This window comes from Mesorhizobium sp. M7A.F.Ca.US.010.02.1.1, from assembly GCF_004023085.1.
GTDB lineage: Bacteria > Pseudomonadota > Alphaproteobacteria > Rhizobiales > Rhizobiaceae > Mesorhizobium.
In genome coordinates this window covers 274,206-299,658 of sequence record NZ_RZRV01000004.1, presented here as the reverse complement: position 1 = coordinate 299,658, position 25,453 = coordinate 274,206, and the positions used below count along the sequence as shown (strand labels likewise).

Sequence of the window (25,453 nt, the reverse complement as noted above, 5' to 3'; positions counted from 1 at the left end):
AGCCACCTTGGCAAGACCATCGCAAAGTTCTGATGGATCAATGGACTTTCGCTGATGGTTCAACCCTATTCGGCGGCCACCAGTCCGGCCATCTCGCGGTTCTTCATCAGCTTGTAGACGATGGAATCCATCAGCGCTTGGAACGAGGCGTCGATGATGTTTTCGGAAACGCCGACCGTCCACCAGCGCGCGCCGGTGCCGTCATGCGATTCGATCAGAACGCGGGTGATCGCCTCGGTGCCGCCATTGAGGATACGCACCTTGAAGTCGGCCAGTTCCATGTCGGCGATCTCGCTCTGGAACTTGCCAAGGTCCTTGCGCAGCGCGATGTCGAGTGCGTTGACCGGGCCATGCCCCTCGGCCACCGACATCTTCTCCTCGCCGTCGACCACCACCTTGACGATCGCTTCGGAGACCGTTTTCAATTGGCCGTTGGCGTCGAAGCGGCGCTCGACCATGCAGCGGAACGAGGTGACGTTGAAGAACTCCGGCAGGCCGTGCAGCATCTTGCGTGCCAGGAGCTCGAAGCTGGCATCGGCGCCCTCATAGGCATAGCCCTCGGCCTCGCGCTCCTTGACCACTGATATCAGCGCGTCGAGCCGGTGATCGTCTTTCGGCACGTCGATGCCGCGCCGCCTCAACTCGGCGAGGAAATTGGCCTTGCCGCCCTGGTCCGAAACCATGACGCGGCGGCGGTTGCCGACCGTTTCCGGGGGCACATGCTCATAGGTCGCCGGCTCCTTGGCCAGCGCGGAGGCATGGATGCCCGCCTTGGTGGCGAAAGCAGAGGCCCCGACATAGGGCGCTTGCGCTTCCGGGGCGCGGTTCAGGAGTTCGTCGAAGGCGCGGGACAGGCGCGAAATGCCGGTCAGCGCCTCAGCCGAAATGCCCGTCTCGAAACGATCGGCGAAGGCCGGTTTCAACGCCAGCGTCGGCACGATCGAGATCAAATTGGCGTTGCCGCAGCGCTCGCCGATGCCGTTGAGCGTGCCCTGGATCTGGCGCACGCCGGCTTCGACAGCGGCGAGGGAATTCGCCACTGCCTGGCCGGTGTCGTCATGAGCATGGATGCCGAGATGATCGCCTGAAATACCTGATGAAATAACCTTCTCGACGATGGCGCGGACTTCCGAGGGTTGCGTGCCACCATTGGTGTCGCACAGCACCACCCAGCGCGCGCCGGCATCACAGGCGGTCCTGGCGCAGGCCAGCGCATAATCGGGATTGGCCTTGAAGCCGTCGAAAAAATGCTCGCAATCGACCAACGCCTCCTTGCCGGCGGCGATCGCCGCCTCGACGGAGGCCTTGATGGCGTCGAGGTTCTCCTCATTGGTGCAGCCGAGCGCGACACGGACATGGTAGTCCCAACTCTTGGCGACGAAGCAGATGGCATCCGACTTGGATTGCACGAGTGACGCAAGGCCGGGATCGTTGGAAGCTGACACCCCAGCCCGTTTGGTCATGCCGAAGGCGACGAATTTGGCGCGCGACGTACGTTTCTCCTGGAAGAAGGCTGTGTCGGTCGGGTTGGCGCCGGGATAGCCACCTTCGACATAATCGAGGCCGAAAGCGTCGAGCAGTTTCGCGATAGCGATCTTGTCCTCGACGGAAAAGTCTATGCCCGGCGTCTGCTGGCCATCGCGCAGGGTTGTGTCGAAGAGGAACAGTCTTTCCTTTTTCATGACAGCAAGGTGCTTGAGCACCCCCCTCTGGCCTGCCGGCCATCTCCCCCGCAAAGGGGGAGATCGGCAGCTTTAACGACAGCGCTGGTCCTGCAATGTCGGCGATTGGCGAAAGCGAAGGCGACATCCAATCTCCCCCCTTGCGGGGGAGATGTCCGGTAGGACAGAGGGGGGTGTGAAGGATCGCCGTGCATCGACTATATCTTCCCTGCAAACCGATCCGTCGCCCGGATCAGTTGATCCAAAATCCCCGGCTCCGAATAAGCATGACCGGCGCCCTCGATCAGATGGAAATCCGCCTTCGGCCACGCCTTGTGCAGCGACCAGGCATAGCGCGCCGGGCACGGCATGTCGTAGCGGCCGTGGACGATGGTGCCGGGAATATCGGCAAGCTTGTGCGCATCGCGCAGCAATTGTCCTTCTTCCAGCCAACCGGCATGGACGAAATAGTGGTTTTCGATGCGGGCGAAGGCGACGGCATAGTCGTCCTGCCCGAACGGTCCACTGGTTTCCGGCTCCGGCAACAGCGTGATCGTTTCGCCCTCCCACAGGCTCCAGGCGCGGGCGGCTTCGATCTGCGCCTTGCGATCCGTGCCGACCAGCCGCTTGCGGTAGGCAGCCATCATGTCGCCGCGCTCGGCCTCCGGGATCGGCGCCAGAAAGCGCTCCCATTTGTCCGGGAACATTTCCGAGACGCCGAACTGATAGTACCATTCGAGTTCCGCACGTGTCAGCGTGTAGATGCCGCGTACCACCAACTCACTGACGCGTTCGGGGTGCGTTTCGGCATAGGCGAGCGCCAGCGTCGACCCCCAGGAGCCGCCGAACACCAGCCATTTGTCGAAGCCGGCCATTTCGCGCAGGCGTTCGATGTCGGCGACCAGGTGCCAGGTCGTATTGGCTTCGAGCGAGGCGTTGGGCGTCGATTTTCCGCAGCCGCGCTGGTCGAACAGAATGACATCGTAAAGCTTCGGCTCGAACAGCCGCCGGTGTTTTGGTGAAATGGTGCCGCCCGGTCCGCCATGCAGGAACACCGCCGGCTTGGCGCCTTTGGTGCCGGAACGCTCCCAGTAGACCTGATGGCCGTCGCCGACATCGAGCATGCCGGACTCGAAGGCCTCGATCTCGGGATAAAGCGTACGCAATTGACTGCTCATAGCTGCAAACCTTTGGTCGGCCAGTCCGCTGTTTCATGGTCTGGGTGCTGGAAGGAGATGATGGATTCCTGCCTGTTGTAATAATCAGGATCCTGGTGGACGGGCTGATCGAAGATCGTCTCCACCCATGGCAGCCGCGCGGCATAGTTGACCTGGATCTGCGGTGCCAGATCCGAACGGTCGTCGAAGGCACCGATGGCGATTTCCAGTCCGCCGGGCTGCCGATATGTCAGCGGCGTGCCGCAGCGCGCGCAGAAACCACGATCGATATTGACCGACGACTGGAAATAGCTCGGCTCTTCATGGGTCCATTCGACGCCGTCCCTGGGCACCGTGACCAGTGCACCGAAGAACGAGCCGAACTGCTTCTGGCACATCCGGCAATGGCAGATCGACGGACGGCCGAGCGCTCCATGAATGCGGAAACGCACGGCGCCACACTGGCAGCCGCCGGTTCTTACTGTCTCGGTCATGATCTTTCCTTTGGCGGCCATTGTTCGGTGTCGTGGTCCGGATGCTGGTAGGAGACGAGATCCGCCAGATAAGAGGCCGACGACACGTCGGCCATCGTCTCCTCGCCCGGCAATCGCGGGATCGTATCGACATAAGGCAGCTTTGCCTCGACACCCCATTGGATCAGCGGCACGATCTCCGCCGGATTGTCGAACGCGCCGATGGCGAGGCCAACACCATCCGGCGCGGTGAAGGTCAGCGGCGTGCCGCAGTCGGCGCAAAAGCCGCGATCGACATGGTTGGAGGAACGGAAGTATTTCGGCTCGCCGCGCGTCCAGTCGAGCCGGGCCCCATGCACCGAAACCAGCGGCGCATAGAACGAGCCGAACGCCTTCTGGCACATGCGGCAATGGCAGACCGAAGCGTCGCCGAGCGCGCCTTCAACGCGAAAGCGCACCGCGCCGCACTGGCAGCCGCCGGTGTAGATCGGCCGGTTGTCGAGGCTCATCTCGGCTCACTCCGGCGCATGGCAGACGGCTTCGACATTGTTGCCGTCGGGATCGAAGACGAAGGCGCCATAGTAGTTCGGGTGATAATGCCGGCGCAGGCCCGGCCCGCCATTGTCCTTGCCACCGGCAGCAAGTGCCGCTGCGTGGAAGGCATCGACCTCGGCGCGGCTGCGCGCCGTGAAGGCGACGTGCTGGTGATCCCTGGGCTTGTCCTTGGCCGAACTCAGCCAGAACACCGGCCGGTCACGGCCATAACCGCCGACCTTGGCGCCGCCGGTGTATTCCAGCGGCACCATGTAGAGGAGCGCTGCACCAAGCGGCGCCATCGCCTTGTCATAGAAAGCCTTCGAAGCATCGAAATCGGCAACGGTGATGCCAAGATGGTCTATCATGAAATTGCCTCCCTAGCTGGTTCGATCGCCAGCACTTCGGCAGCGGCCAGGCCGGCCTCGATGACGATGTGCTGGCAGACATTGTTGATATCGCGAATGACGTCGTCGTTCCAGAAGCGCAGGATGGTCCAGCCACTGCTCTTAAAATATGCGCTGCGTGTCTCGTCTTGTTGTAGATTTTCGCTATCCGCATGCTGGCTGCCGTCTACCTCGACGATGAGACGATAGGCCGAGCAAGCAAAGTCAACGATATAAGGTCCGATCGGCACCTGCCGTCGAAAGCTCATCCCCATAAGCCAGTGAGCACGCAACTCATTCCAAAGTTTCAACTCCGCATCGGTCATGACGCGACGCATGGATTTTGCATTCCGGCGGTGTCGTTGCGGAACGAGATCGTGTCCCATCAAACACCCCTTCGCCGGTGATTAGCGAAATCGGCGACGAGGGCTGATCTCCCCCCTTGCGGGGGAGATGCCCGGCAGGGCAGAGGGGGGTGCTGTCCCGCCCGCTTATCAATTGGAGACCGCTGCCTTCTCAGGAAACGGTCGAAACGAGGGTAGGCAAACAGAAACGATGGCGTTCCTTCACACCCCCCTCTGTCCTGCCGGACATCTCCCCCGCAAGGGGGGAGATCGGCTGTCACCAGCGCCTCCGCCAAACTTGTAAAGGTGTTTCGCGCCACCCTCACCGCTTGACCTCCCACGTCGTCACTCGCTCGCCGTTGACCGGATCCTTGCCGTCCTTCAACTGTATACCTTGCGCCAGCAATTCGTCGCGGATGCGGTCAGCCTCGACCCAGTTCTTGGCGGCGATGAATGCGAGACGCTTGGCGATGGCCTTGGCGACGTGGTCTTCATCAACCGTCGCCGACGCGACATCGAAGCCGAGGAACAGCAGCGACGCCTTCAGCGCAGCAGCCGCATCGTTGCCGTCCGCTGCCTCGCCAGCCAACTGCGTCAAGACCTGGAAGGCGGCATAGGTTGCGAGATCGTCCGACAAGGCATCGATGACCTGCACGGGCAGCAGTCCTGCGGCGGCCGGCGCAAGGTCGGCCGCCCGCTTCCATTTGCGCAGCGTGTTCTCGGCCTCTTCCAGCTTGCGCACGGAAAAGTCGATTGGTTCGCGATAGTGCGTCATCAGCATCGCCAGCCGCAGGACCTCGCCCGGCCATTTGCGGCCGCCAAACGTCTCGGTCTCGAGCAGTTCGTTGATCGAATAGAAATTGCCGACGCTTTTCGACATTTTCTGACCTTCGACCTGCAGGAAGCCGTTGTGCATCCAGATGTTGGCCATCACGTCCGTGCCATGGGCGCAGCGCGACTGGGCGATCTCGTTCTCATGGTGCGGGAAAATCAGGTCGAGGCCGCCGCCATGGATGTCGAACACCTCGCCAAGATAGGCGGCCGACATTGCCGAGCATTCGATGTGCCAGCCCGGCCGACCCCTGCCCCATGGCGAATTCCAGCCAGGCTCCTCCGGCGACGACAACTTCCACAGGACAAAATCGCCGGGATTTTTCTTGTGCGCGTCGACGGCGACGCGAGCACCAGCCTGCTGCTCGTCGAGATTGCGCTTCGACAGTTGGCCGTAGTCCGGCATCGACGCGGTGTCGAACAGGACTTCGCCCGCGGCAACATAGGCATGGCCGCGTTCGATCAGGCTTTGAATCAAGGTGATCATGTCGACTTTGCCGTCGGCGCGGGGCTCGACGAATTCGGTGGCGCGCGGCTCGACCGTCGGCTCCAGGCAGCCGAGAACCGCCACATCCCTGTGGAACTGGTCGGCGGTCTTTTCGGTCACCCGCCGGATCGCCTCGTTGAGCGAAAGTGTTCCGGAAGCGATCTCGCCGCCGAAGTCGCGCAGAGCGCGCGCGTTGATCTTGTCGTCGACGTCGGTGATGTTGCGCACATAGGTGACGTGCGCCTGCCCATAAACGTGACGCAGCAAGCGGAAAAGCACGTCAAAGACGATCACCGGCCTGGCATTGCCGATATGGGCAAAGTCGTAGACGGTCGGGCCGCAGACATACATGCGCACGTTCAGCGGATCGATCGGGACGAAATCCTCTTTCGTCCGCGTCAGCGTGTTGTAGAGGCGCAGGCCCTGCGATGCGTCGGACATTCGTGCCTTCCCGGTTCAGAACTCAATGTGACGAAGCCAGCCCCGCGCGAAACGCAAATCAGGCTCCAGCCTGCTGGCCGGGGCGTTTGTCCAATCTGGGGAAAGATGAGGCGTAAACGTCCGGACCAGCACGAGGCTAGCCAATAATGCAAATGCCACAGATGGCGAAAGACGTTTTCATGGGCGGCTTTATCGCCTTGGCTTGTGTTGCCGTCAAGTCGCAAGTCTCGGCAAAAACGTCGCTGGATCACAGGTAATGATGCACTGAAACATTTTATTAAACATGTCGGCACAGTCATGAAACATTCGCCGGCTAGATCAGCAGGCGTCACGATTTGGTCAGAATCAGCTATCAAACGCAGACACGAAAATGTTACCTGGGAAGAGAAACATGCCCCGAACCAAGCAGGAAGCCAACCGAGCCAAGCAGCCGGCACTGGCCAACCACTATCGCGCGATCGGCCCGGCCGCGATCGTCGCCGCCCTCCTCCACACCGCGAAGAAGAAAAAGCCGGTACAGAAGATCGTGTCGCCCCGCGCCGCCTGAAGTGGTGTGCGGCCCTGCGCCAAGGGCGCCTGGCAAATGGCGCAGACATACGCCGCTGAAGAACAGTTCAACTAGAACAACGTCATCTGATTGTCGTCCGCGCCGGGCTTCTGGCGCTTGACCTTTTCGGGCTCCGGCCCGATCTCGCCCCGCTCCTGAATCTCCGGGCCGGTGTTGGCGACCTTGTTGACCAGGTCGGAGACGGGAATGGCCTCGAAGAAATCGAGTTGAGCCGGCCGCAACAGATCGGCGACATCACGCGGTTCGAGCGTGCGGCAATCCAGCCAACGGGCGAAATCCCTGGGGTCGATCACCACAGGCATGCGGTCGTGGATATGCGCGATGTCGGCATTGGCGTTGATGGTCAGGATGGCGCCGGTGTCCATTTCCGAACCGCCCGGCTCGGCATAGGTCTCGATCAGTCCGGCGAAGGCGACCAGCCCGCCATGCCTTGGGCGTATCCAGTAAGGCTGGCCTTTCTTGCCGCCGGTTTGCCGCCATTCATAAAAGCCGGACGCCGGCACCAAGGCGCGGCGATGGCGCATGGCGGCCTTGAACGACGCCTTTTCGGCAGCCCCTTCGGAGCGCGCGTTGAACAGCAGCGGAAACTCGCGTGTGTCCTTCACCCAGGTCGGGATCAGCCCCCAGCGCACCAGCATCGGCTGCCGGTCCGGCAGATTGGAGCCCGGCGCCTGCGGGGGGCCGGCGACCGCCATCAGGATCGGTTGGGTTGGTGCGATGTTGTAGCGCGCCGGGAAATCCTCCAGTTCAGCCAAACCTAGCAAGGCGGCAGTCTGGTCCGGCGTCGCGGTCAAGGCAAAACGTCCGCACATGGTCGATTGGCGCCCTTCGAATGGTTCAGCTTGAAAGTGGCGATAGAACCGCCGTTGCGCAACCGCTAAAGCTTCCGCATGCTGGCGGTTCCACAACAGACCAGCTTCACGCCTGATCGGGAACCCATGAACAAAGCGCGCAAGACACTTCCGGCAGTTTCGGTCGCCGTCGTGCGCGCAGACACCGTGCTTCTGGTCAAGCGGGCGCGGCAACCCTCGCAGGGGCTCTATGCCTTTCCAGGCGGCAAGGTCGAGCCCGACGAAACGCTGGAGCAAGCCATCGCTCGCGAACTGTTGGAAGAGACCGGCTTGCGGGCCACCGATTATCGCCGGCTTCGGGAATTCCACATCGACGGCAGGGACGACAGCCACCCGGTTGACTATCTCCTCACAGTCTTCGGAGCCGTCTATGCCGGCGGCGAGGCGGTGGCCAGCGACGATGCAGAGACGGCGGCCTTCTATACGCTCATCGAGATGGCGGCGCTGCCGCTAGCAGGCTCGGTATTCGCGGTCGCAGAAGACTTGTTGGCCCCTGGCAGAAACGCCGGACTGCTGCCCTGAAAACCGCCTTGCAGGCGACAAATTGTTTCGCCACAAAGACTTATCCTGTTTGGCAGAGCCACGCCGTTGGGTAGAGAAGGCTTATGAACCGTCCATCCATGCTCCTCGCCGTGTGTCTTTCCGTCAGCACGACCGTTTCGATACGGCCCGCGCTCAGCGCCGAGTCGCCGTTCGAGCCTGGGTTGATGCGGCTGGCGGAGGTTCTGGGCTCGCTGCATTTCCTGCGCAATCTGTGCGGCGAGAAGGGCGAGCAGTGGCGTGTCGAGATGACAAAACTGCTCGATTCGGAAAATCCGGACGCCGAGCGGCGCGCCCGCTTCATCGCCAGCTTCAATCGCGGCTACCGCTCTTTCGGCGGCACCTATACGAGGTGCACGCCCTCGGCGACCGAAGCCATCAGCCGCTACATGAAGGAAGGCGAGACGCTATCTCGCGATATCGCCTCGCGTTACGGCAACTAGGCACTCGCTCATCAACAACTATCCGGATCATTGCTGGGCACAGCGGATATATCGGCTTGTGCCAGGCGATATCTTGGTGCAATCCTCATGTTGCACTTCTGCAACAGTATTAACGAAACCTTACCGCGCGAAAGCGGAATTAACTCAAACTGAAGGTTTTCGCCCCGCAGGCCGCCCCAATCGGCTAAGTTTGACTCGAGCTGAACGCAGCTTCGCATAAGGCAATCGGGCTTTGTAAAAGACGATCAAAAAAATGTCGTATTTACAAATACTTAATTGTCCCTGCGTGTGAAATGAACAGATCAGGCCTGATCCACATCGATGGATCGCAGCTTGAAAGGGTGGACATTCGCTTATGGAACATGGTGTCAACGACATCGACGCGCTGGTCAGGGAAGAAAAACGCCTGACCGCCGTGGAAAGCCACAGCGAGGCCTGGGCGGAAGGTCTCTCCGCCGGCATAGAGCCCGAGATCATTGCCGAAGCAGCGCTCGAAACCGCCTTCGGCGAGATGTTGCGTGCCAATGGCGAGACCTCGGCCCTTGCCCTGCTCGACCGCATGCGTGAAAAGGTGATTGCTGGCGCCTTCGAACCTGAACGGCTGCGGCACTGAACCGACGTCCGGTTCTTTGACGATAGGCCGCTCGGGCACAATGCCCGGAATCAAGGAGAAGCGGGCAGTGAATTTTTCGATGTCAGGCAAGCCGCGCGGCTTGGTCCTTTACATCTGCTTCGCCGCTTGCTGTGCTGCGATTCCCTTGGTTGTGTGTCTCGCAAGCAGCCCCGCCTATGCGCTGAGCGAGATCAAGCGCGAAGAACTCCCCCCAACAGTCACGCCGTCGGCGGACGATGACATGTCGCTTCCCGGAAGCGCCGTGCCAATGCCCAACCCGGTCGGAACGCCGCCTCCGGCCAGCCAGCCGGCTGCTCCTGCCGAAGCCGAGCCGGACAGTCCGGCGGATGGCGGCGTGACCAGACCGCGCGTCGATCCGGACACGCCGGTGCCCGAGGTTGTCTATGATCTCGGCAAGCTGCCGGAACCGGTGCGACGCATGCACGATCTGATCGTCGAGGCCTGCAAGGGCGGCGACATCGAAAAGCTGCGGCCCCTGATCGGCAAGGGCGACAGCATGACACAGATATCGCTGACCGACATAGACGGCGACGCCATCGCCTTCCTCAAGGGTCTCTCCGGAGACCCAGACGGCCAGGAGATTCTGGCCATCCTGGAGGAGGTGCTTAATGCCGGCTACGTCCACCTCGATGCCGGCACGCCACAAGAACTCTATGTGTGGCCGTATTTCTTCGCCCTGCCGCTGGACAAGCTGGACGCCAAGCAGCGGGTCGAGCTCTTCAAGATCGTCACCGCCGGCGATTTCAATGATATGAAGCAGTTCGGCGCCTATATCTTCTACCGTGTCGGCATCACGCCTGCCGGACAGTGGTCGTTCTTCGTCGCCGGGGATTGAGCTTTCTGCCTCTGCCCTTGCAGAGATCCGGGAGCCTAGACGGGCAATGCCTCGGAAAACTCCACCGCTTTGCCTTGGCCTGGCGTGACGATTTCGCCCTCCCACATGACACGTCGGCCTCGAATGACGGTGCCGACTGGCCAACCCGTCACTTCCCTGCCATCATAAGGCGTCCAGCCGGCTTTCGAGCCGGCCTGCGCATTGGTGATCATCTCGCGCCGCATCATGTCTACGATGGTGAAGTCGGCGTCATAGCCGGCGGCGATGCGGCCTTTCCTGGCCATGCCGAAGATCCGCTGCGGGCCATGACTGGACAGGTCGACAAAGCGCTGCAAGGTCAGCCGGCCGGCATTGACGTGGTCGAGCATGATCGGCACCAGCGTCTGCACGCCGGTCATTCCCGACGGTGAGGCCGGATACGGCTTGGCCTTCTCGGCCAGCGTGTGCGGCGCATGGTCGGAGCCGAGCACGTCGACGACGCCTTGGGCAATGCCGTGCCAGACGCCGTCGCGATGGCGGGCGGCGCGCACCGGCGGGTTCATCTGGATCAGCGTGCCAAGGCGTGCGTAGTCGTCGGCGCTTAGCGTCAAATGATGCGGCGTTGCCTCGCAGGTCGCGACATCCTTGTGTTGTTCGAGAAACACAATCTCCTCGGCCGTCGAGATGTGCAGGACATGAATGCGGGCGCGAACGCTGCGCGCGATGCGTACAAGCCGTTCGGTACAGCGTAAGGCGGCGATCTCGTCGCGCCAGACAGGGTGCGATGCCGGGTCGCCCTCGATGCGCTCGCCAAGACGCTCGCGCAGCCGGAATTCGTCTTCCGAATGAAAGGCGGCGCGCCGGCGCGTGTTTCTCAGGATCGACGCCACGCCCTCGTCATCCTCGACCAGCAGGTCGCCAGTGGACGAGCCCATGAAAACCTTGATCCCGGCAGCGCCCGGCAGCCGCTCAAGCTCGCCGACATCCCCGGCGTTTTCGCGGGTACCGCCGACCCAGAAGGCGAAATCGCAATGCATGCGATCCGTGCCGCGCCGGACCTTGTCGGCAAGCGCTGCCTCGCTGGTGGTCAAAGGATTGGTGTTGGGCATCTCGAACACGGCGGTGACGCCGCCAAGCACGGCCGCGCGCGACCCCGTTTCCAAATCTTCCTTGTGCTCCAGTCCCGGCTCGCGAAAGTGCACCTGGCTGTCGATGACACCCGGCAGGATATGCAGGCCGCGGCAGTCGATCGTCTCGCCGGCCGAGGCCGGGGGGAGACCGCCGATGGCAGCGATGCGCCCGTCCTTCACGCCGATGTCGCGAGCCCCTTCGCCGTCATGGTTGACCACTGTGCCGCCTGTCAGGATGAGGTCGTAGATCATGGCCATGCTCTCTTGCGGGGGGAGTGCCAGCGGCTTACGTAAAGGCCGACCATTTTGCAAGATCAGGTTGCTTTTCCGCCCATGCCCTTTGCCCAGCTCAAAGACCGCGCCCTCATTTCCGTATCAGGTCCGGATGCCGAGCATTTTTTGCAAAACATCGTGACCACCGATCTCGACATTCTGGCTCCCGGCGAAGCCAAGCCCGGTGCGCTGCTGACGCCGCAAGGCAAGATCCTGTTCGATTTCCTGATCTCGCGCACCGGCGAGAATGCATTCCGGCTCGAATGCCGTGCCGACATAGCGGACGATTTCATACGCCGGCTGACGCTCTACAAACTGCGCGCCAAGGTCGAGATTGCAAAATCCGATCAGGCATTTGTCACCGTCGCATGGGGACATGAATCAACACCCTCACAATCTGATTCAACGGCAGCCGCCGACACACGCTTTCCGAAGGGTGCCGTCACGCGTTCCTATGGCGAAACAGATGAGCGCAGCGATCTTGCCGCGTGGCAAGCCTTCCGCATTGCCGGCGGCATTGCCGAAAGCGGCAGCGACTACCAACTCGGAGACGCCTTCCCCCACGACGTGCTGCTGGACGAAACCGGTGGCGTCGGCTTCAAGAAGGGCTGCTATGTCGGCCAGGAGGTCGTCTCGCGCATGCAGCATCGCGGCACCGCCAGGCGGCGCGTGCTGATTGTGTCAGCCGACCGGCCCCTGCCCGCGCCCGGCTCTGAGCTGACCGTCGAAGGCAGGCCGGTTGGCACGCTTGGCTCGACTGCCGGCACGGCTGGTCTGGCGATTGTCCGTATCGACCGGATCAAGGCGGCGCTCGACGCCGATCTGCCGATCATGGCGGCGGACGTTCCAGTTACGCTGGCCATTCCCGGTTGGGCAAAATTCACCTTCCCGCAGGAAGCCGCCAGCGCGGAGGGGGTCTGATGGCGGCCGACCGCGTCGGCGCACCGGCACGCGCCTGGCAGCGCATGCTGTCGGGCCGCCGGCTCGACCTGCTCGACCCCTCGCCGCTCGACATCGAGATTTCAGACATTGCGCACGGGCTCGCCCGCGTTGCCCGCTGGAACGGCCAGACCAGCGGTGAGCATGCCTTTTCGGTCGCCCAGCACTCGCTGCTGGTCGAAGCGCTGTTCCGCGACCTGGTACCCGAGGCTTCGGCCGACGCCCGGCTGGCGGCTCTTCTGCACGACGCCCCCGAATATGTCATCGGCGACATGATCTCACCGTTCAAATCGGTAATGGGCGGCAGCTACAAGGATTGTGAGTTGCGGCTGCAGCGCGCCATCCATCTGCGCTTCTCGCTGCCGGAACCGGGTGCTGCGCTGCGCAAGGAGATCAAGCGCGCCGACCAGATCGCCGCCTATTTCGAGGCAACGCTGCTCGCCGGCTTTTCGACCGCCGAGGCGACCGAGTTCTTCGGCCGGCCGCGCGGCTTCAATGCCGACCGCTTCGATTTCACGCCACGCTCGGTGACCTGGGCGCAAAATGCGTTCCTGAAGCGGTTTTCCGCGATCGAGACGTCGCGGCACCAGGTTTCGGCGACCGCAATCGGCTAAAAACGCTAAATTAACCGGCGGCGGCCACAATAGCGCGTTCGATCACGGTCCGCAGGCGCGCTCATGCCCGTCGCTGATGCCAAGGATGGTCCGACCATCCCGAAACGGGAGGCCGAAGGCATGGACCACTCCCGCCACATGGAAGACGAACTGCGCGAGCAGAACCAACGCTTTTCGGCTGCGGTCGAGAACATGTCGCACGGCCTGTGCATGTTCGACGCCGACGAGCGGATGATCATCTGCAACGGCAACTACCTGAACATCTTTTGCCTCGAAGCCAGCGTGATAAGGCCCGGCATCCGGTTCCTCGACATTCTGCGCCACAGCGCCGATATCGGCATCGCCTCGCAAACCGCCGACGAACTCTACGCCATCCGCAAACCCTATATCGATCAGGCAAAGCCCTCGACCTACGAAGAAACACTGTCGGACGGCCGCATCGTCAGCATCTCGCACCGCCCTCTGGCTCTGGGCGGCTGGGTCTCGATCTATGAGGACATCACTGAGCAGCGCCGCGCGCAAGAGGACCTCAAAGAGCAGCACCGCCGCTTCGACGCAGCGCTCGCCAATATGTCGCAAGGCCTGCTGATGTATGACGCCGACGGCAAGATGATCGTGCGCAACGGGCGTTTCCTAGAACTCTACAACGTCACCGCGGCGGACTTCCCGCTTGGAACGACGCACCGCGACGCGCTCGAACGATTGCTGGAACTCGGCATCTATACGAAGATCGATGTCGACAGCGAAGTCGCCAAGACCGAGGCCTGCCTGGTGGCGAAAAAAATGCATTCGGCCTATCGGCATCTTACAGACGGCAGGACGGTTCTGGTCACCCGCCAGCCGATGAACGGCGGCGGTTGGGTGGCGACCTTTGACGATGTTACGGAGCGCCGCCGTACCGAAGAGCGCATGACCCATCTTGCGCATCACGACATGCTGACCGGACTGCCCAACCGCTCGATGTTTCGCGAACGGCTCGACCTTGCGCTGGAGGACACGGCGGCCACGCCGCTGGCGATCTTCTCGCTCGATCTCGATCGCTTCAAGGCGGTCAACGACACTTGGGGACATCCGGCCGGCGACTGGCTGCTGAAGAGCGTGGCCGAGCGGCTGCAGCGCTGCCTTCATAATGAAAACGACGTCGTTGCCCGCTTCGGCGGTGACGAATTCGTCATCATCCAGTTCAATTTCAAGGGCATTGCCAATGCTGAAAAACTCGCGAAGCGCATCATCGAGACAATAGGAAAACCGTTCCGCGACAAGAGCCGCGAGATGCATATCGGCATCAGCCTGGGCATAGCGGTTTTCCCCGACGACGGTGGAGATGCCGACACGCTGCTGAGGAACGCCGATACAGCGCTTTACCGGGCGAAGAGCGAAGGGCGCAATCAGTATCGATTCTTCGAACCCGGAATGGACGCTATGGTACAGGCACGGCGTGCGCTGGAGATCGACCTCGAGACCGCGCTGCCGCGCCAGGAATTCGACCTCGACTTCCAGCCCATCATGAACATCGCATCCGGGGAGATCGTCGGCGCGGAAGCCTTGATGCGCTGGCATTCGCCGACACGCGGCACGGTGGCGCCGGACAGCTTCATTCCGGTCGCCGAAGACACTGGATTGATCGTGCCGCTTGGCGAATGGGCGCTGAGGAAAGCTTGCACGGCGGCGGCCGACTGGCCCGCCGGCCTGCGCGTCGCGGTCAATGTCTCGGCCGTGCAACTTAAAAGCGGCAGCTTCGCCCGCAGCGTCATCTCGGCGCTGGCTTTCTCCGGCGTGCCAGCCGATCGGTTGGAACTGGAGATAACCGAAACCGTGCTGATGGACGAAAGCGAGGCGGTGCTAAGGACGCTGCGGCAGTTGCGCGAACTCGGCGTCCGCATCGCGCTGGACGATTTCGGCACCGGCTATTCCTCGCTCGGCTACCTCAGGCGTTTTCCCGTCGACAAGATCAAGATCGATCGTTCGTTCATCCACGACCTGGGCAATCGTGACGCCGCGGCGATCGTTCGCACCGTCATCGGGCTGGGCGCCGAGCTTGGCATCACTGTCACCGCCGAGGGGGTCGAGACCGAGGTGCAACTCGACATCCTGCGCGGCAATGGCTGTACCGAGGCGCAGGGCTATCTGATCGGCGTGCCGTCAACGGCCGCCGAGATCCAGCGTCTGTTGAAATCCCGAGCGCTCCACAGCCAGACCGGCTGAGGCCGGCCATCGTCAACGCAGCGTGTCGATGTATTTGCCGTGGAAGCTGACATAGCCGGGCTCGACCACCTTGAGATGCCGCCCGATCAGTGCATGAAACTGCGGCAGTTGATGAAACGGCACGCCGGGATAGGCATGATGCTCGGCATGGAACGGCATGTTCCACGCCAGCTTGCGGACCAGCCAGTTGGTCAGCGTGGTCCGGGTGTTCTCCAGCATGTTGGCGACGAACGGACAACGGCCGTGCTCGGCCAAGAGATAGAGGCGCAGAAACGGCTGTCCCAACAGCGCGGGCAGGATCCAGACATAGAGAAGCACCGAGAGCTGGAAATAGACGGCCAGCAGAATGACCACGGCATAGAAGGCAATCATGGCACGCGCCTCGATGCGCACCTTGTCATAGCCCTTGGGTGGAACGTAGCTTTCCCGGCCGCGGTCCATCGCGTTGGCATAAAGCGTCTTGAGGTGGCCCCACCACAATGGAATGCCGGATATGTGGACAAGATATTGCCGCCATGTCTCCGGTTTGGGAAAGGCCAGTTCCGGGTCGTTCTGCGGGTCCTGCGTGTATCGATGGTGGGCGAAATGGAAATAGCGAAACCAGTCCGCCGGCAGCGCGATCGCCAGGCTGCACACCCGCGCCATGGCATCGTTCAGCCATTGCGACTCAAAGGCCGTGCGATGGACCGTTTCGTGCAGCAGCGTGAACAGGAAGACGATGAGGAAACCTTGCGGCAGCATCAGCAGTGGCCAGAACGGCACCTTGACGGCGATCAGCGATCCGACGACCACGATCGCGCCCCAATGAGCAGCAAGCTGAACGAGGCCCGCAACATCAGACTTGGCGGTCAGCCGATTGCGCTCCTCCTGCGTCAGCGATGAAATTACGTCACGATGATCCACGTGCTTCGATCCAGACTGGAGTTTGATGAACCCACTGTAGCCAATGAACAACCTTTCCAAAAACGACGATTTCTGCAATCTAGATAAGCTGAACTTATCTATTCGGTGATTATGGCCGTACCTCCCTCTCTCAAAGGGCTTCAAGCTTTCGAGGCTGCGGCCCGTATAGGCAGCTTTGCCGCGGCGGCGGAAGAGCTTTCGGTGTCGGCCGCTGCCGTCAGTCAGCTCATCCGCACGGTCGAGGAGCAGATGGGCCGCAAGCTGTTCCACCGCGTCAACCGGCGCGTCGTCCTCACCGAGGCCGGCGTCGAGATGCTGCCCAGGCTGACCATGGCCTTCCAGGAGATCGGCAGCGTCGCGCGCCAGCTGGGCGGCGATACGTTCCGCCCACGCCTTGTGGTGTCGGTGCCGCCATCCATGGCCATGGGTTGGCTTTCGCAGCGTCTCGCTGGTTTTGCCTCAAGCCATGGCGTCGTCGACATATCGCTCAGAGGCGACGACGACCCGGTGCCGTTCGACCGTGAACTGATCGACATCAGGCTCTCCTATGGGCCGCATTATCGCGAGCACCCGACCGAGGACATCGTCCAGGACGCAGTCTATCCCGTGTGTGCCCCCGGGCTGGCGGACACAATCAAACCCGAGGGCCTGGCCAGCCTGCCGCTTATCCACACGGGCTGGGGACCGACTGGTGCGTCCTTTCCGTCCTGGCACAACTGGTTCGAGGCGGCCGGCATCGAGCCCGGCCGGGCAGCGCAGCGGGGCCTCTCGGCCAACTCATCGCGCGCGGCACTCGACCTTGCCATTTCGGGATTGGGCGTGGCGCTGGCGCAAGGGATCTACTGTGCCGCGGCGCTGGCAGACGGCCGACTTGTCAGGCCCCTCGCCCAGGCACTGGAGCTGCGCCAGCCCTATTGCCTGACGATCCCGGAGCGCAGCGCCAGGCGCGATGTCGTGGCGGCGTTTCGCCTGTGGCTGATCGACGAGTGTCGGCGCGCAGTCGGCTCGCCGGCACTGCGTTGACGTAGTGTGCGGCGATGATCAGAGGTGCCCGCTCAATGCCTCAGCCATGTCCTTGTTTGTCGCCACGGGGATGATCTCGAACTCCACCAGATCCGCCCATTCGATGACCCAACGCTGCAGCAGTGTGACGTCATCGGTCTCCACCAGCAGGAAGCAGCGGCTCATGTCCGCCGCGATCCAACTGTGGTGCACGAGAAGCTCGTCAGGTTTCAGGCGGCCGCGGTCGCGAAAGCGGCGGTAGATCTCCTTGCGATCGCAGCCGGTGAAATCCTCGATGACGATGAACTGCATGTTCTACCCCCGATCAAATTACCGCCCCGGCCGGTCCAGCCGCTCCAGGAACCACTGCGTCAGCCGCACCCAGACCTCGTCCTTCTCGCCGGAATCCTCCCAGCCATGGTCGAGGTTGGGATTGTCGTTGACCTCTATGACGAAGACGCCGTCCTTGGTCTCCTTGAGATCGACTCCATAGAGCCCGTCACCGATGCAGCGCGCCGCCTTCACTGCCGTCTCGACGACATGCGCCGGCGTTTCCTTTAGCGTGAAGGTCTTGATGCCGCCCTGGTCGGGCTTGCCGTTGGCCTTGTGGTTGACGATCTGCCAGTGCTTCTTGGCCATCAGATAGTGCACGGCAAACAATGGCTGGCCGCCGAGCACGCCGACGCGCCAGTCATACTCGGTCGGAATGAATTTCTGCGCGATCAGAAGGTCGGAATCCTCCAGCCATTCGGTGGCCAGCGTCTTCAGTTCCTCGAAATTGGCGCATTTCTTGACGCCGCGCGAGAACGACGAATCCGGGATCTTCAGCACCAGCGGAAAGCCCAGGGTCTGCGCCGCCAGTTCGAGATCCGAGGTGCCGGCGATCATCACCGTCGGCGGCACCGGCACCTTGTTGTAGGCCATCAGCTCGTTGAGATAGACCTTGTTGGTGCAGCGGATCATCGACAGCGGATCGTCGATCACCGGCATTCCTTCCTGCTGGGCGCGGCGGGCGAAACGATAGGTGTGGTTGGAGATCGAGGTGGTCTCGCGGATGAACAGCGCGTCGTAATTGGCGAGCTTGGCGAGGTCCCGTTTGGTGATCGGCTCGATTTCGACGCCCATCTTCTCGGCGATCTTGGCCCAATAGCGCAGCGACGATATCTCCGAGGGCGGCAATTCCTCATGCGGGTCGACCAGCGTGGCGAAGGTGTAGCGCGCCGGCGTGCGGCCCTTGGTGTCGCGCCATTCGCGGTTGGTGTAGGTCTCCAGGCACTGGATGAAGCTTTTTTCCTCGTCCTCGGTCATCCGCGCCAGCGGATGGAAACCGATCTTGCGGATCGAGGCCCATTCGGCGCTGTCCTTGATGTGGACTTCGAGCGCCGGCGCGCGGAACCAGTCGAACAGAAGTTTGGCGAAGCGGTCCCAGATTTTCGACGGGCCGATGCCGAAGAAGATGCAGACCTTTTGCGGAAAAACGTCGCCGAGGTCCTTGCGGCATTTGTTGAGCGCCAGTTCCAGTTCCGGCAAAGCGTGTTCATAGAGCTTGCGCTCCGACAGGTCGATCATCGTCTCGACGGTCGGGATCACCTTGTGGCCGCGCGAGCTTGCCAGCAGCGACGCATAGTAGCCGCGGCTCTGGTAGGCGTAGTTGTTCGACAGGTTGATGACCTTCGGCCGCTGGCCGCGAAACAGCGACGGATGCGCAAGATAGTCGCGATTGGTGATGATCTTGTGTGGTGTCGCCACCTGGTCGAGATCGCTCTGCCTGCCGGTAAGGATGACCCAGGTCATTATCTGTCACGCTTTCCCAGAGTGATGGCGGCACGCAGTCCATCGCGACCGAACTGCGCCATGTTCATGAAGATGCCGTAAGGCACGGGAATGTTGGCTGCATCAAGGATGGTCTCCTGCCTTTCATCCTCGACCCAAGGGTCGTGGATCAGGATATGGTCGCCGTCATCGCCGATCGCCAGCACCCAGTGCGGCACCTTCTTGCCGAACATCAGGAAGCCGCTGATCAGCACCAGCACCAGCTTTCCCCCAGCGATCGCAGCGCGGATATCGTCGATTGTGAATGCACGGTAATTCACCGGGATACCGTAAAGTTCCGCGCGTCGGCGAAAGTCGACCTGGGCCAGTTCCATCACCCTGCGCTTGTCCTCACTGCGCACCGATTGCAGGAACAGCGCGCCATAGAAGGAAACGTAGATCTCCACCGCGAGCCCGCTTTCGTAGCCCGAGACAGCAAGGCCGAATGGCTCGCAACCACCGGGACCCGACATCATGAAGACGGTCGTCGCTTCACGCCACAGGCGGATTTCCATGACCGGATCCGGCACGAAGCCGCGATCGAAATTGGCCATCGCCATCATCAGGCAGCACGGGCCGCAGGTGAATTCGCAGGTCTGCGGGTAGAACGGAACCTTGGTGGCGATCGGAATGTCGCCACGCAAGGTCTTTTCGTAGCGAAGTGCCGTTTCGCCATCCTCATAGTAGCCGGGCTCACGGCCGATCTTGCGATAACCGGCCCGTTCGTAGATGCGGATCGCGCGGCTGTTGTCCTCGCGAACTTCGAGGCGCAGCATCATGCGGTCGTGCTCGAAGGCGGCATCTTCGGCGGATCCGAGCAGCATGCGGCCGACACCCAGTCCGCCGAAAAACGGACTGGTCGCAATCGAGTAGAGGCGCGCCACGCCGCTGCCCTTGCGAAACAGCACGATCGCATAGCCGGCCACGCGGCCGTCGACTTCGGCGACCAGCGTCTCGGCGGTTTCACGCTCGATGAACAGGCGGAAGGAGCGGCGGGAAATACGGTCGCTTGAGAAAACAGCTTTCTCAATGGCGGCGAGATCATCGACGTCAGACGCGCGGGCCGTGCGGATCTCGGCAGGCATGCGGCTTCAGAAAACCTCGATTGGTGGTGGAAATGGCCCTACTCGAACACGTCCTTGACGCCAACCAGGGCGTTGGGAAAACCGGCGTCCACCTGGGCGCACGAAGTCCGCTCCACCACCTTGAATCTTCGCCTCGGGTTTCCAAAAACCGTTTCCGATTTTCGGGGCGATGCGACGGCATTCATCAAGCGCTATCGCACCTCGATTAGGGCCGAATTGTGACAAATCCGACGCCGGCCCGACGGGCGCAAAAGGTCCTTCGGCCGGATCAGCATTCGCGCATCGACGGCACCGGCAAAAGCGATGCCGTTCAGCTTGCCAGCCCGTTTACAAGTTGCGTGTAGGCGCTCCTCGCGACCTCGGCCAACCGCTCGCGCGGCAAGGAGCCGACCACGGCACAGCCATAGCCCTTGTCCAGCCAGTAGACGGCCTCGGGTCCGTCTTGCGCGGCGGCGTAGGTGCCCTTGGCATTCTCGGTCGATTCCGTGGTGACGAACAGCGAGATACGCTGCCCATTGCCGTCCTCGTAAAGCAGCATGGCGGCCTTGCTCTCGCCTGCCGGCAACAGCCGGCCGCCGACCAGCTGGAATCCGTCGGCGGTCAGGTCCGGCGCCACCAGCTTCAGCCCTATCCGGTTGGACAGCCAGGTCTGCAGATGGTCCTTGTCGCTGGCCGGCACCTCGACGGCATGCCGCTTTTCGGCGGCATAGATGACATGGGCCGCGATTGCCTGCTCGGCCAGCCGATCTTCCGCCGGGTCCTCCTGGCCGATGCCATCGATGCCGGCAAAGTAGCCACCAAGTCCGCCAGTGACCAGAAGCACGGCGGCAGCAGCGGCAAGCCACCAGCGTGAGCGTGGCACAGATGCCTTGACCGGCGTCTCGCCAAGCACGACCTTGCGCAACCGCGCAGGCACGGCTTCGTCCAGCACGTCGGCGAAGGCGGCACGCAGCGCCGCTCGGTCGGCGGTGAAACGGGCGCTCTTGGCCTTCATCTCGGGATTGGCGTCGAGCCAGGCATCGTAGGCCGAGCGCTCATCGCCGGGCAGCTCGCCATCGAGCGCCATGTGGATGTCACGTTCGGAAAAGTCGCGGCGGATCATTTCTCGACGATCCTTATCGCCCGGCGGCGCGCCGTGTCGTCCAGCAACCCGCGCAATTCCTCACGCCCGCGCGCAATGCGCGACATCAGCGTGCCCGCAGGCACGCCCAGAATGTTGGCGGCTTCGGCGTAGGAAAAACCTTCGATGGCAACCATGACAAGGGCTGCGCGACGGTCGGGGCTGATCGCCTGCAATGCGTCGATGATCTCGCGCGAGGCAATGCTCTCCATCTGCTCGGCCGGCTGGGCAACGGCCTCGCCCGCCTCCAGCGGCAACATCGCCGCCTCGCCGCGACGGTTCACCTTGCGCATCTGGTCGATGAACAAATGATGCATGATCGTAAACAGCCACCTCCGGGGGCTTTCTCCTGTCTGCCAATTGTCGAGCCGCACGAGCGCCCGCTCGAGGCAATCCTGGACGAGATCGTCGGCAGCGTCGCGGTCGCGCAAAAGCGAGCGTGCGTAGCGGCGCAGGCGCGGTATTTCGCCAAGGATTGCTGCCTTCTTTTCGTCCATGACCGCTGGTTTTCGAGGTCGCCCTTGTTGATCCGATTGAACGCGCCTTCCGGGCGCGGCGCAAGCGGCCAGCGCGAAGCGGTCCGCCGCTCCGGTCACCCAAGCAATGAGATAACGCTGGCTGGTGCCGATTTATTCCCGACCGGAAGGCAGCGGCAAATCGATTGCTTAGATACGTAAAATATGCACAATAGGTGAAATACGTATGAGGACCACCCGATGAAGCAGTTCACCTTTTCAGACATGAACCGGGCGTCCGGCGAAATTCTCGAAACGGCAATGATCGAGCCTGTCGCTCTCACGAAACGTGGCAAGGAGAAGCTGATCATCCTGTCAGCCACCCAATACCGGCAGCTCGTCAGTTCGCCTCATGCCGTAGCCTACACGCTTGAGGACGCGCCGGACGAGATCCACGATGAACTCATGTCCGGATTGGAGGCCATCACAACCGGCGACAAGCCGGATGCTTAAGCCCGGCGATTTGCTTCGATACTACTATCTATGGGCGCGGCAGGCTGATGTCGGCGAGGAGTCCGGCCGCAAGGCGCGGCCCGTCTGCATTGTGGTTAGAACGCCCGGCAACGCCTGCCGCACTCTTCTTGTTCCCGCTCACTTCGCAAAAGCCCGACCAGTCCCACACGCATGTTGCCGTGAGCGAAATCGAGTGCCGCAGAGGTGGGCTCGATTTTCCGTCGTGGCTGATTCTAGACGAGTACAACCGCGTACAAGTCGACGAAGCTTATGATCTGGTCACGACGAAGCCAATAGGCCCCTTCAGCCCGGCGTTTGTCCGCAAGATCGCGGGCCTCATCAAAGAGGCAGTCGTACAACGCCGCGTGCGTGGCACCATCCGAAAATAGCGAATAGGCGGTCCATGAACCGGTAAGAACTGTTCACGGAAGCAAGCGTGTCATCCCTCCTTCGCCGCCCGCGTCAGCAGCCGCTGATAAAACAGTCCGATGCCGATCAGCACCGCGCCGAGGCCGATGAAGGACAGCGCCCTGAGCACTCCCTCCAACTCCGACATGTCGAAGATGAAGACTTTCAGCACGGCGATCGCGATCAGCGCGGCCGAGGCAATTCGCAGCACCTGCGACTTCAGCCAGACGCCGGCGGTGAGCAGCGCCACACCGATGACCAGCCAAAGCGCCGAGTAGGTGTAGGTTTCCAGCTGGCCGAGGCCGCTCCACAAGCCGATGAACTCGCCCTTGAACAGACGCCTCACCGAGAGCGTGGCATAGGCGAAGGCAAGTGCGGCAGCCACCACAGCCAGCATCTGCGCATACCATTTCGGCCGCTTGTCCCTGGTGTAGAGCGCCAGTCCCCCGGCGGCGATCGCCGGCAGGAGATAGGCGAGGAACAACAGGTTGAACACCGGGATGCGGCCGGTCGATTCGTCGGTGAACAATGGGTTCAGCAAGACGAAATGCCTGACAACGATGAAGGCGACCGAGGCCACACCGGCGGCCATCGAACCATAGCGCAGCACCGAGCTTGGCGAGCGCATGTCGATGGCGACCAGGATGGCGCCGGCGCCAATGGCGATCAGCGTGTAGATCGACTGTTCGGCGAGCGTCATGGCACCCGTGTCGATGACGCCGCCGTGCATGGCGTGGCGCACCAGCATGGCGAGCGTGAGCAGCGCAAACAGCGCCGCAGCCGCCTCCATGGCAAGGCGCGGCCGGCCATTCGTGGTGCGGGCGAGCTGCCAGGCGGCGAAGCCGAAGGCCAGCGCCGGCACGCCGTAGCCGGGCAACAGCCAGTTGAAGACCGGTGTCCTCGACAGGAACCCGGCGCCGACAATGGTCGGGTCGAAAGCGACGCGGCCAAGCACCGCGATCACAGCGCCGACCGAAATCCAGCCGAGCACCGGATAGGCGCGCCGGCGCGTGGCCAGCGCCGGCACGATGGCCGCCGCACCGAGCAGGATGGTGGTCCAGCCGGAATCGAAAGCCATATGCATGAGCAGGAGCCCGGCGATGGCCGCGCCGCCCAGGGCAAACGACACCGCGACACCGCCCTTGAGCGGCGGCTCCTCGGCCCGCGCGATCCACTCGCCACCGGCGGCGAAAATGACGACCAGCAGTGCCGCCGCGGCAGCGTAGACAAAGTCACGGTCGAGATTGCCGAAAGTGAACCAGAGCGCCAGCAGGACGACCAGCGGGACGATGACGCCCCACGCTGCCCATGAGGCCGCGCGGATCTGCGTGCCGGCGGCGAACCGGCGTGCGGCCCAGAAGCCGGCGCCGATGAAAACCAGGCCAAGTACGATGCCGATGCGCAAGGTCAGCGCGTTGGACGTGGCCACCGGCAGTCCGTCGACGCCCAGGGCACCGCCCGAAAAATCGGAAGCGATCGAGGTTGGCGGGATGATGCCGAGATAGATCAGCACCATGACCAGTCCCGCGGCATAGAGGAGCGGCAGCGCCAGCGGACGATAAAGCGCGACAGCCACCATTGCGGCGATCACCACCGCGCCCGGCAAGGCATCGCCGGCGGCTGCAAAGACCGGGTCGACCGACAGGCCCAGCGCCGAGAATGCGATGAACAAGCCAGGCACGATAGACGGCCAGTCGAAAACCCTGGCCGGCCCGGTTTCATCGCCACGGCGAGCGAGCCAGACAAGGGCCAGCACAGCCAGCGTGACGGCGTCGATGAACAGGATGGCGGAGAGGTTCGCCCCCGGCGCATCGGTCATATAGAGGATGGTCCAGACACCGGTGCCGAAAAAGGCGGCCGCGATCAGTAATTTCCAGTCGCGCATGCGGGCGATGACGCCGGTCGCTGCGAGCACGATCGCGAGATAGCCGAACAGCGCCCAGGGACTGGGTGCCTGCGAGGCGACCAGCACTGGCGTCACCATGGCGCCGACAAGGCCGATGCCGGCCAGCGCCTGGCCATGGACAAGGGCTGCCGCGATCGTCGCCACCCCGATGACGCCAAGCAGAATGAAAGCAAGTGCCGGGCCGATGAAGCCGTAAATGCCATGCGCGGCATAGACGGTGCCGAACAGGATGAAGGCACCGGCCGCGGTCAGGATCGCCGGGATATAGGCGCCGGCAGCGCCTTGCACCGGTACTTTGAAGCCGGTGCGCCGGATGAACTCGCCGCCGGCGACCAGCACAAGGCCGAGCACGCCGGCCATGGTCAGCCGCACGCCGGGACCGAAAATGCCGGCTTCGATGGTGTAGCGGATCAGGAACAGGCCGCCCAGCGCCAGTGCGATGCCTCCGACCCAGACCGCCCAGCGGGTGCCGAGCGCGGTTTCGACATCGGATTGGCGGGCGGCTTTCGCCGCTCCGGGAAGCTCCGCGGTATCCACCGCCTTCGGTGCAGGTTCTGGAGCGGTCCACGGCCCGGAGACGATCTCGCCGGTCGAGTCTTCCGTGTCCGTGGCTGGCGCCGGGGCGGTGACCGCTGCGCTTACCTCCGGCGGAACGATATCGGTCGCAGCCGCTGCGTCCGGAGCCATGTCGGCGGGCGCGTTGTCGTCCACCTGTTCGGACGACTGGGCCGCAGGCAGCACGGCACCGGAAAGGACCAGGCTGCGCAGCGCGCCTAGTTCACGCTCGACAAGGCCGATGCGGCTCTGCTGGCGCGAAATGATGACGAACAAGGCGATGATGGCGACAAGGCCGATCAGGCTTTCAAACATGGCGGTTCCCCCAAACCAGGCCAGTTTTCACTGACATTCGTCGTACTGACATTC

General features: G+C 62.5%; 27 protein-coding genes. 11 read left to right on the top strand and 16 right to left on the bottom strand.

Features of this window, described 5'->3' with window-relative positions; genetic code table 11:
- Window positions 1–65 precede the first annotated feature (65 nt).
- The 7 genes from cimA to cysS form a co-directional block, all read right to left on the bottom strand.
- Window positions 66–1,682, bottom strand: a complete 1,617-nt coding sequence (cimA, locus tag EOA19_RS06430) for a citramalate synthase (RefSeq protein ID WP_128303051.1) — start codon at window positions 1,680–1,682, stop codon at window positions 66–68.
- 197 nt (window positions 1,683–1,879) lie between these two features.
- Window positions 1,880–2,839 (bottom strand): prolyl aminopeptidase, encoded by a 960-nt coding sequence (pip, locus tag EOA19_RS06420; protein WP_128303050.1) that lies wholly within the window; start codon window positions 2,837–2,839, stop codon window positions 1,880–1,882.
- Window positions 2,836–3,312: a GFA family protein gene (locus EOA19_RS06415; RefSeq protein ID WP_109662751.1), complete on the bottom strand. Its 477-nt coding sequence runs from the start codon at window positions 3,310–3,312 to the stop codon at window positions 2,836–2,838. Before EOA19_RS06415 ends, pip begins: the two co-directional genes overlap by 4 nt.
- On the bottom strand, window positions 3,309–3,800 hold the full coding sequence (locus tag EOA19_RS06410) for a GFA family protein (RefSeq protein WP_128303049.1): 492 nt from the start codon (window positions 3,798–3,800) through the stop codon (window positions 3,309–3,311). Before EOA19_RS06410 ends, EOA19_RS06415 begins: the two co-directional genes overlap by 4 nt.
- A gap of 6 nt (window positions 3,801–3,806) precedes the next feature.
- Complete coding sequence (locus EOA19_RS06405) at window positions 3,807–4,193, bottom strand: VOC family protein (RefSeq protein WP_023812897.1); 387 nt, start codon at window positions 4,191–4,193, stop codon at window positions 3,807–3,809.
- On the bottom strand, window positions 4,190–4,597 hold the full coding sequence (locus tag EOA19_RS06400) for an endonuclease domain-containing protein (protein WP_128303048.1): 408 nt from the start codon (window positions 4,595–4,597) through the stop codon (window positions 4,190–4,192). Before EOA19_RS06400 ends, EOA19_RS06405 begins: the two co-directional genes overlap by 4 nt.
- Window positions 4,598–4,877: 280 nt before the next feature.
- Window positions 4,878–6,314, bottom strand: a complete 1,437-nt coding sequence (cysS, locus tag EOA19_RS06395) for a cysteine--tRNA ligase (protein WP_128303047.1) — start codon at window positions 6,312–6,314, stop codon at window positions 4,878–4,880.
- Between the two features lie 391 nt (window positions 6,315–6,705).
- Here cysS and EOA19_RS06390 point away from each other — a divergent pair, with 391 nt between their 5' ends.
- A complete protein-coding gene (locus EOA19_RS06390) occupies window positions 6,706–6,861 on the top strand; it encodes a hypothetical protein (RefSeq protein WP_081738801.1) in 156 nt (51 codons plus the stop codon).
- Between the two features lie 71 nt (window positions 6,862–6,932).
- On the opposite strand, the gene EOA19_RS06385 is transcribed toward EOA19_RS06390, so the two are convergent.
- Window positions 6,933–7,694, bottom strand: a complete 762-nt coding sequence (locus EOA19_RS06385) for an SOS response-associated peptidase (protein WP_128303046.1) — start codon at window positions 7,692–7,694, stop codon at window positions 6,933–6,935.
- Between the two features lie 126 nt (window positions 7,695–7,820).
- On the opposite strand from EOA19_RS06385, the gene EOA19_RS06380 reads away from it, so the two are divergent.
- The 4 genes from EOA19_RS06380 (at window position 7,821) to EOA19_RS06365 (ending at window position 10,185) form a co-directional block, all read left to right on the top strand.
- Complete coding sequence (locus EOA19_RS06380; protein WP_128303045.1) at window positions 7,821–8,255, top strand: NUDIX domain-containing protein; 435 nt, start codon at window positions 7,821–7,823, stop codon at window positions 8,253–8,255.
- Window positions 8,256–8,338: 83 nt separating this feature from the next.
- Complete coding sequence (locus EOA19_RS06375) at window positions 8,339–8,716, top strand: TIGR02301 family protein (RefSeq protein WP_023812891.1); 378 nt, start codon at window positions 8,339–8,341, stop codon at window positions 8,714–8,716.
- 355 nt (window positions 8,717–9,071) lie between these two features.
- Entirely contained in the window at window positions 9,072–9,329 is a 258-nt protein-coding gene (locus EOA19_RS06370) for a hypothetical protein (protein WP_008874920.1), read from the top strand.
- A 67-nt stretch (window positions 9,330–9,396) separates the two neighbouring features.
- Window positions 9,397–10,185 carry a hypothetical protein gene (locus EOA19_RS06365; RefSeq protein WP_164892867.1) on the top strand — a complete coding sequence of 263 codons (789 nt, stop codon included), beginning with the start codon at window positions 9,397–9,399 and terminating at the stop codon, window positions 10,183–10,185.
- A gap of 35 nt (window positions 10,186–10,220) precedes the next feature.
- On the opposite strand, the gene EOA19_RS06360 is transcribed toward EOA19_RS06365, so the two are convergent.
- Complete coding sequence (locus EOA19_RS06360) at window positions 10,221–11,552, bottom strand: dihydroorotase (protein WP_164892866.1); 1,332 nt, start codon at window positions 11,550–11,552, stop codon at window positions 10,221–10,223.
- Between the two features lie 75 nt (window positions 11,553–11,627).
- On the opposite strand from EOA19_RS06360, the gene EOA19_RS06355 reads away from it, so the two are divergent.
- The 3 genes from EOA19_RS06355 to EOA19_RS06345 all read left to right on the top strand — a co-directional run bounded on the left by EOA19_RS06355 (window position 11,628) and on the right by EOA19_RS06345 (window position 15,325).
- On the top strand, window positions 11,628–12,488 hold the full coding sequence (locus tag EOA19_RS06355; protein WP_023812888.1) for a folate-binding protein YgfZ: 861 nt from the start codon (window positions 11,628–11,630) through the stop codon (window positions 12,486–12,488).
- A complete protein-coding gene (locus EOA19_RS06350) occupies window positions 12,488–13,120 on the top strand; it encodes an HD family hydrolase (protein WP_023812887.1) in 633 nt (210 codons plus the stop codon). Before EOA19_RS06355 ends, EOA19_RS06350 begins: the two co-directional genes overlap by 1 nt.
- A gap of 63 nt (window positions 13,121–13,183) precedes the next feature.
- Window positions 13,184–15,325, top strand: a complete 2,142-nt coding sequence (locus tag EOA19_RS06345) for an EAL domain-containing protein (RefSeq protein ID WP_128303043.1) — start codon at window positions 13,184–13,186, stop codon at window positions 15,323–15,325.
- Window positions 15,326–15,337: 12 nt separating this feature from the next.
- Here EOA19_RS06345 and EOA19_RS06340 read toward each other — a convergent pair whose 3' ends face one another.
- The gene (locus EOA19_RS06340; protein WP_128303042.1) at window positions 15,338–16,228 is read right to left on the bottom strand and encodes a fatty acid desaturase family protein; all 891 of its coding nucleotides are present in this window, start codon (window positions 16,226–16,228) and stop codon (window positions 15,338–15,340) included.
- A gap of 111 nt (window positions 16,229–16,339) precedes the next feature.
- On the opposite strand from EOA19_RS06340, the gene EOA19_RS06335 reads away from it, so the two are divergent.
- A complete protein-coding gene (locus EOA19_RS06335) occupies window positions 16,340–17,251 on the top strand; it encodes a LysR substrate-binding domain-containing protein (RefSeq protein ID WP_128303041.1) in 912 nt (303 codons plus the stop codon).
- Between the two features lie 18 nt (window positions 17,252–17,269).
- On the opposite strand, the gene EOA19_RS06330 is transcribed toward EOA19_RS06335, so the two are convergent.
- From EOA19_RS06330 to EOA19_RS06310, 5 genes are all read right to left on the bottom strand, one after another.
- Window positions 17,270–17,542: a DUF3303 family protein gene (locus EOA19_RS06330; RefSeq protein ID WP_127268533.1), complete on the bottom strand. Its 273-nt coding sequence runs from the start codon at window positions 17,540–17,542 to the stop codon at window positions 17,270–17,272.
- An 18-nt stretch (window positions 17,543–17,560) separates the two neighbouring features.
- Window positions 17,561–19,024 (bottom strand): RimK family protein, encoded by a 1,464-nt coding sequence (locus EOA19_RS06325; RefSeq protein ID WP_023812882.1) that lies wholly within the window; start codon window positions 19,022–19,024, stop codon window positions 17,561–17,563.
- Window positions 19,024–20,127 carry a peptidase C39 family protein gene (locus EOA19_RS06320; RefSeq protein ID WP_127257394.1) on the bottom strand — a complete coding sequence of 368 codons (1,104 nt, stop codon included), beginning with the start codon at window positions 20,125–20,127 and terminating at the stop codon, window positions 19,024–19,026. The genes EOA19_RS06325 and EOA19_RS06320 overlap by 1 nt, the downstream gene beginning before the upstream one ends.
- 310 nt (window positions 20,128–20,437) lie before the next feature.
- Window positions 20,438–21,229, bottom strand: a complete 792-nt coding sequence (locus EOA19_RS06315; protein ID WP_023812880.1) for an anti-sigma factor — start codon at window positions 21,227–21,229, stop codon at window positions 20,438–20,440.
- Entirely contained in the window at window positions 21,226–21,744 is a 519-nt protein-coding gene (locus tag EOA19_RS06310; protein ID WP_023812879.1) for an RNA polymerase sigma factor, read from the bottom strand. Before EOA19_RS06310 ends, EOA19_RS06315 begins: the two co-directional genes overlap by 4 nt.
- Window positions 21,745–21,963: 219 nt before the next feature.
- On the opposite strand from EOA19_RS06310, the gene EOA19_RS06305 reads away from it, so the two are divergent.
- Both EOA19_RS06305 and EOA19_RS35810 read left to right on the top strand, forming a co-directional pair.
- Window positions 21,964–22,215, top strand: coding sequence for a type II toxin-antitoxin system Phd/YefM family antitoxin (locus EOA19_RS06305; protein WP_023812878.1), 252 nt, complete (start codon window positions 21,964–21,966; stop codon window positions 22,213–22,215).
- Between the two features lie 179 nt (window positions 22,216–22,394).
- Complete coding sequence (locus EOA19_RS35810) at window positions 22,395–22,604, top strand: hypothetical protein (RefSeq protein WP_245273265.1); 210 nt, start codon at window positions 22,395–22,397, stop codon at window positions 22,602–22,604.
- Between the two features lie 50 nt (window positions 22,605–22,654).
- Here the strand turns inward: EOA19_RS35810 and EOA19_RS06295 are convergent, their stop codons facing one another.
- Entirely contained in the window at window positions 22,655–25,399 is a 2,745-nt protein-coding gene (locus EOA19_RS06295; protein WP_128303040.1) for a DUF2339 domain-containing protein, read from the bottom strand.
- Between the last annotated feature and the right edge of the window lie 54 nt (window positions 25,400–25,453).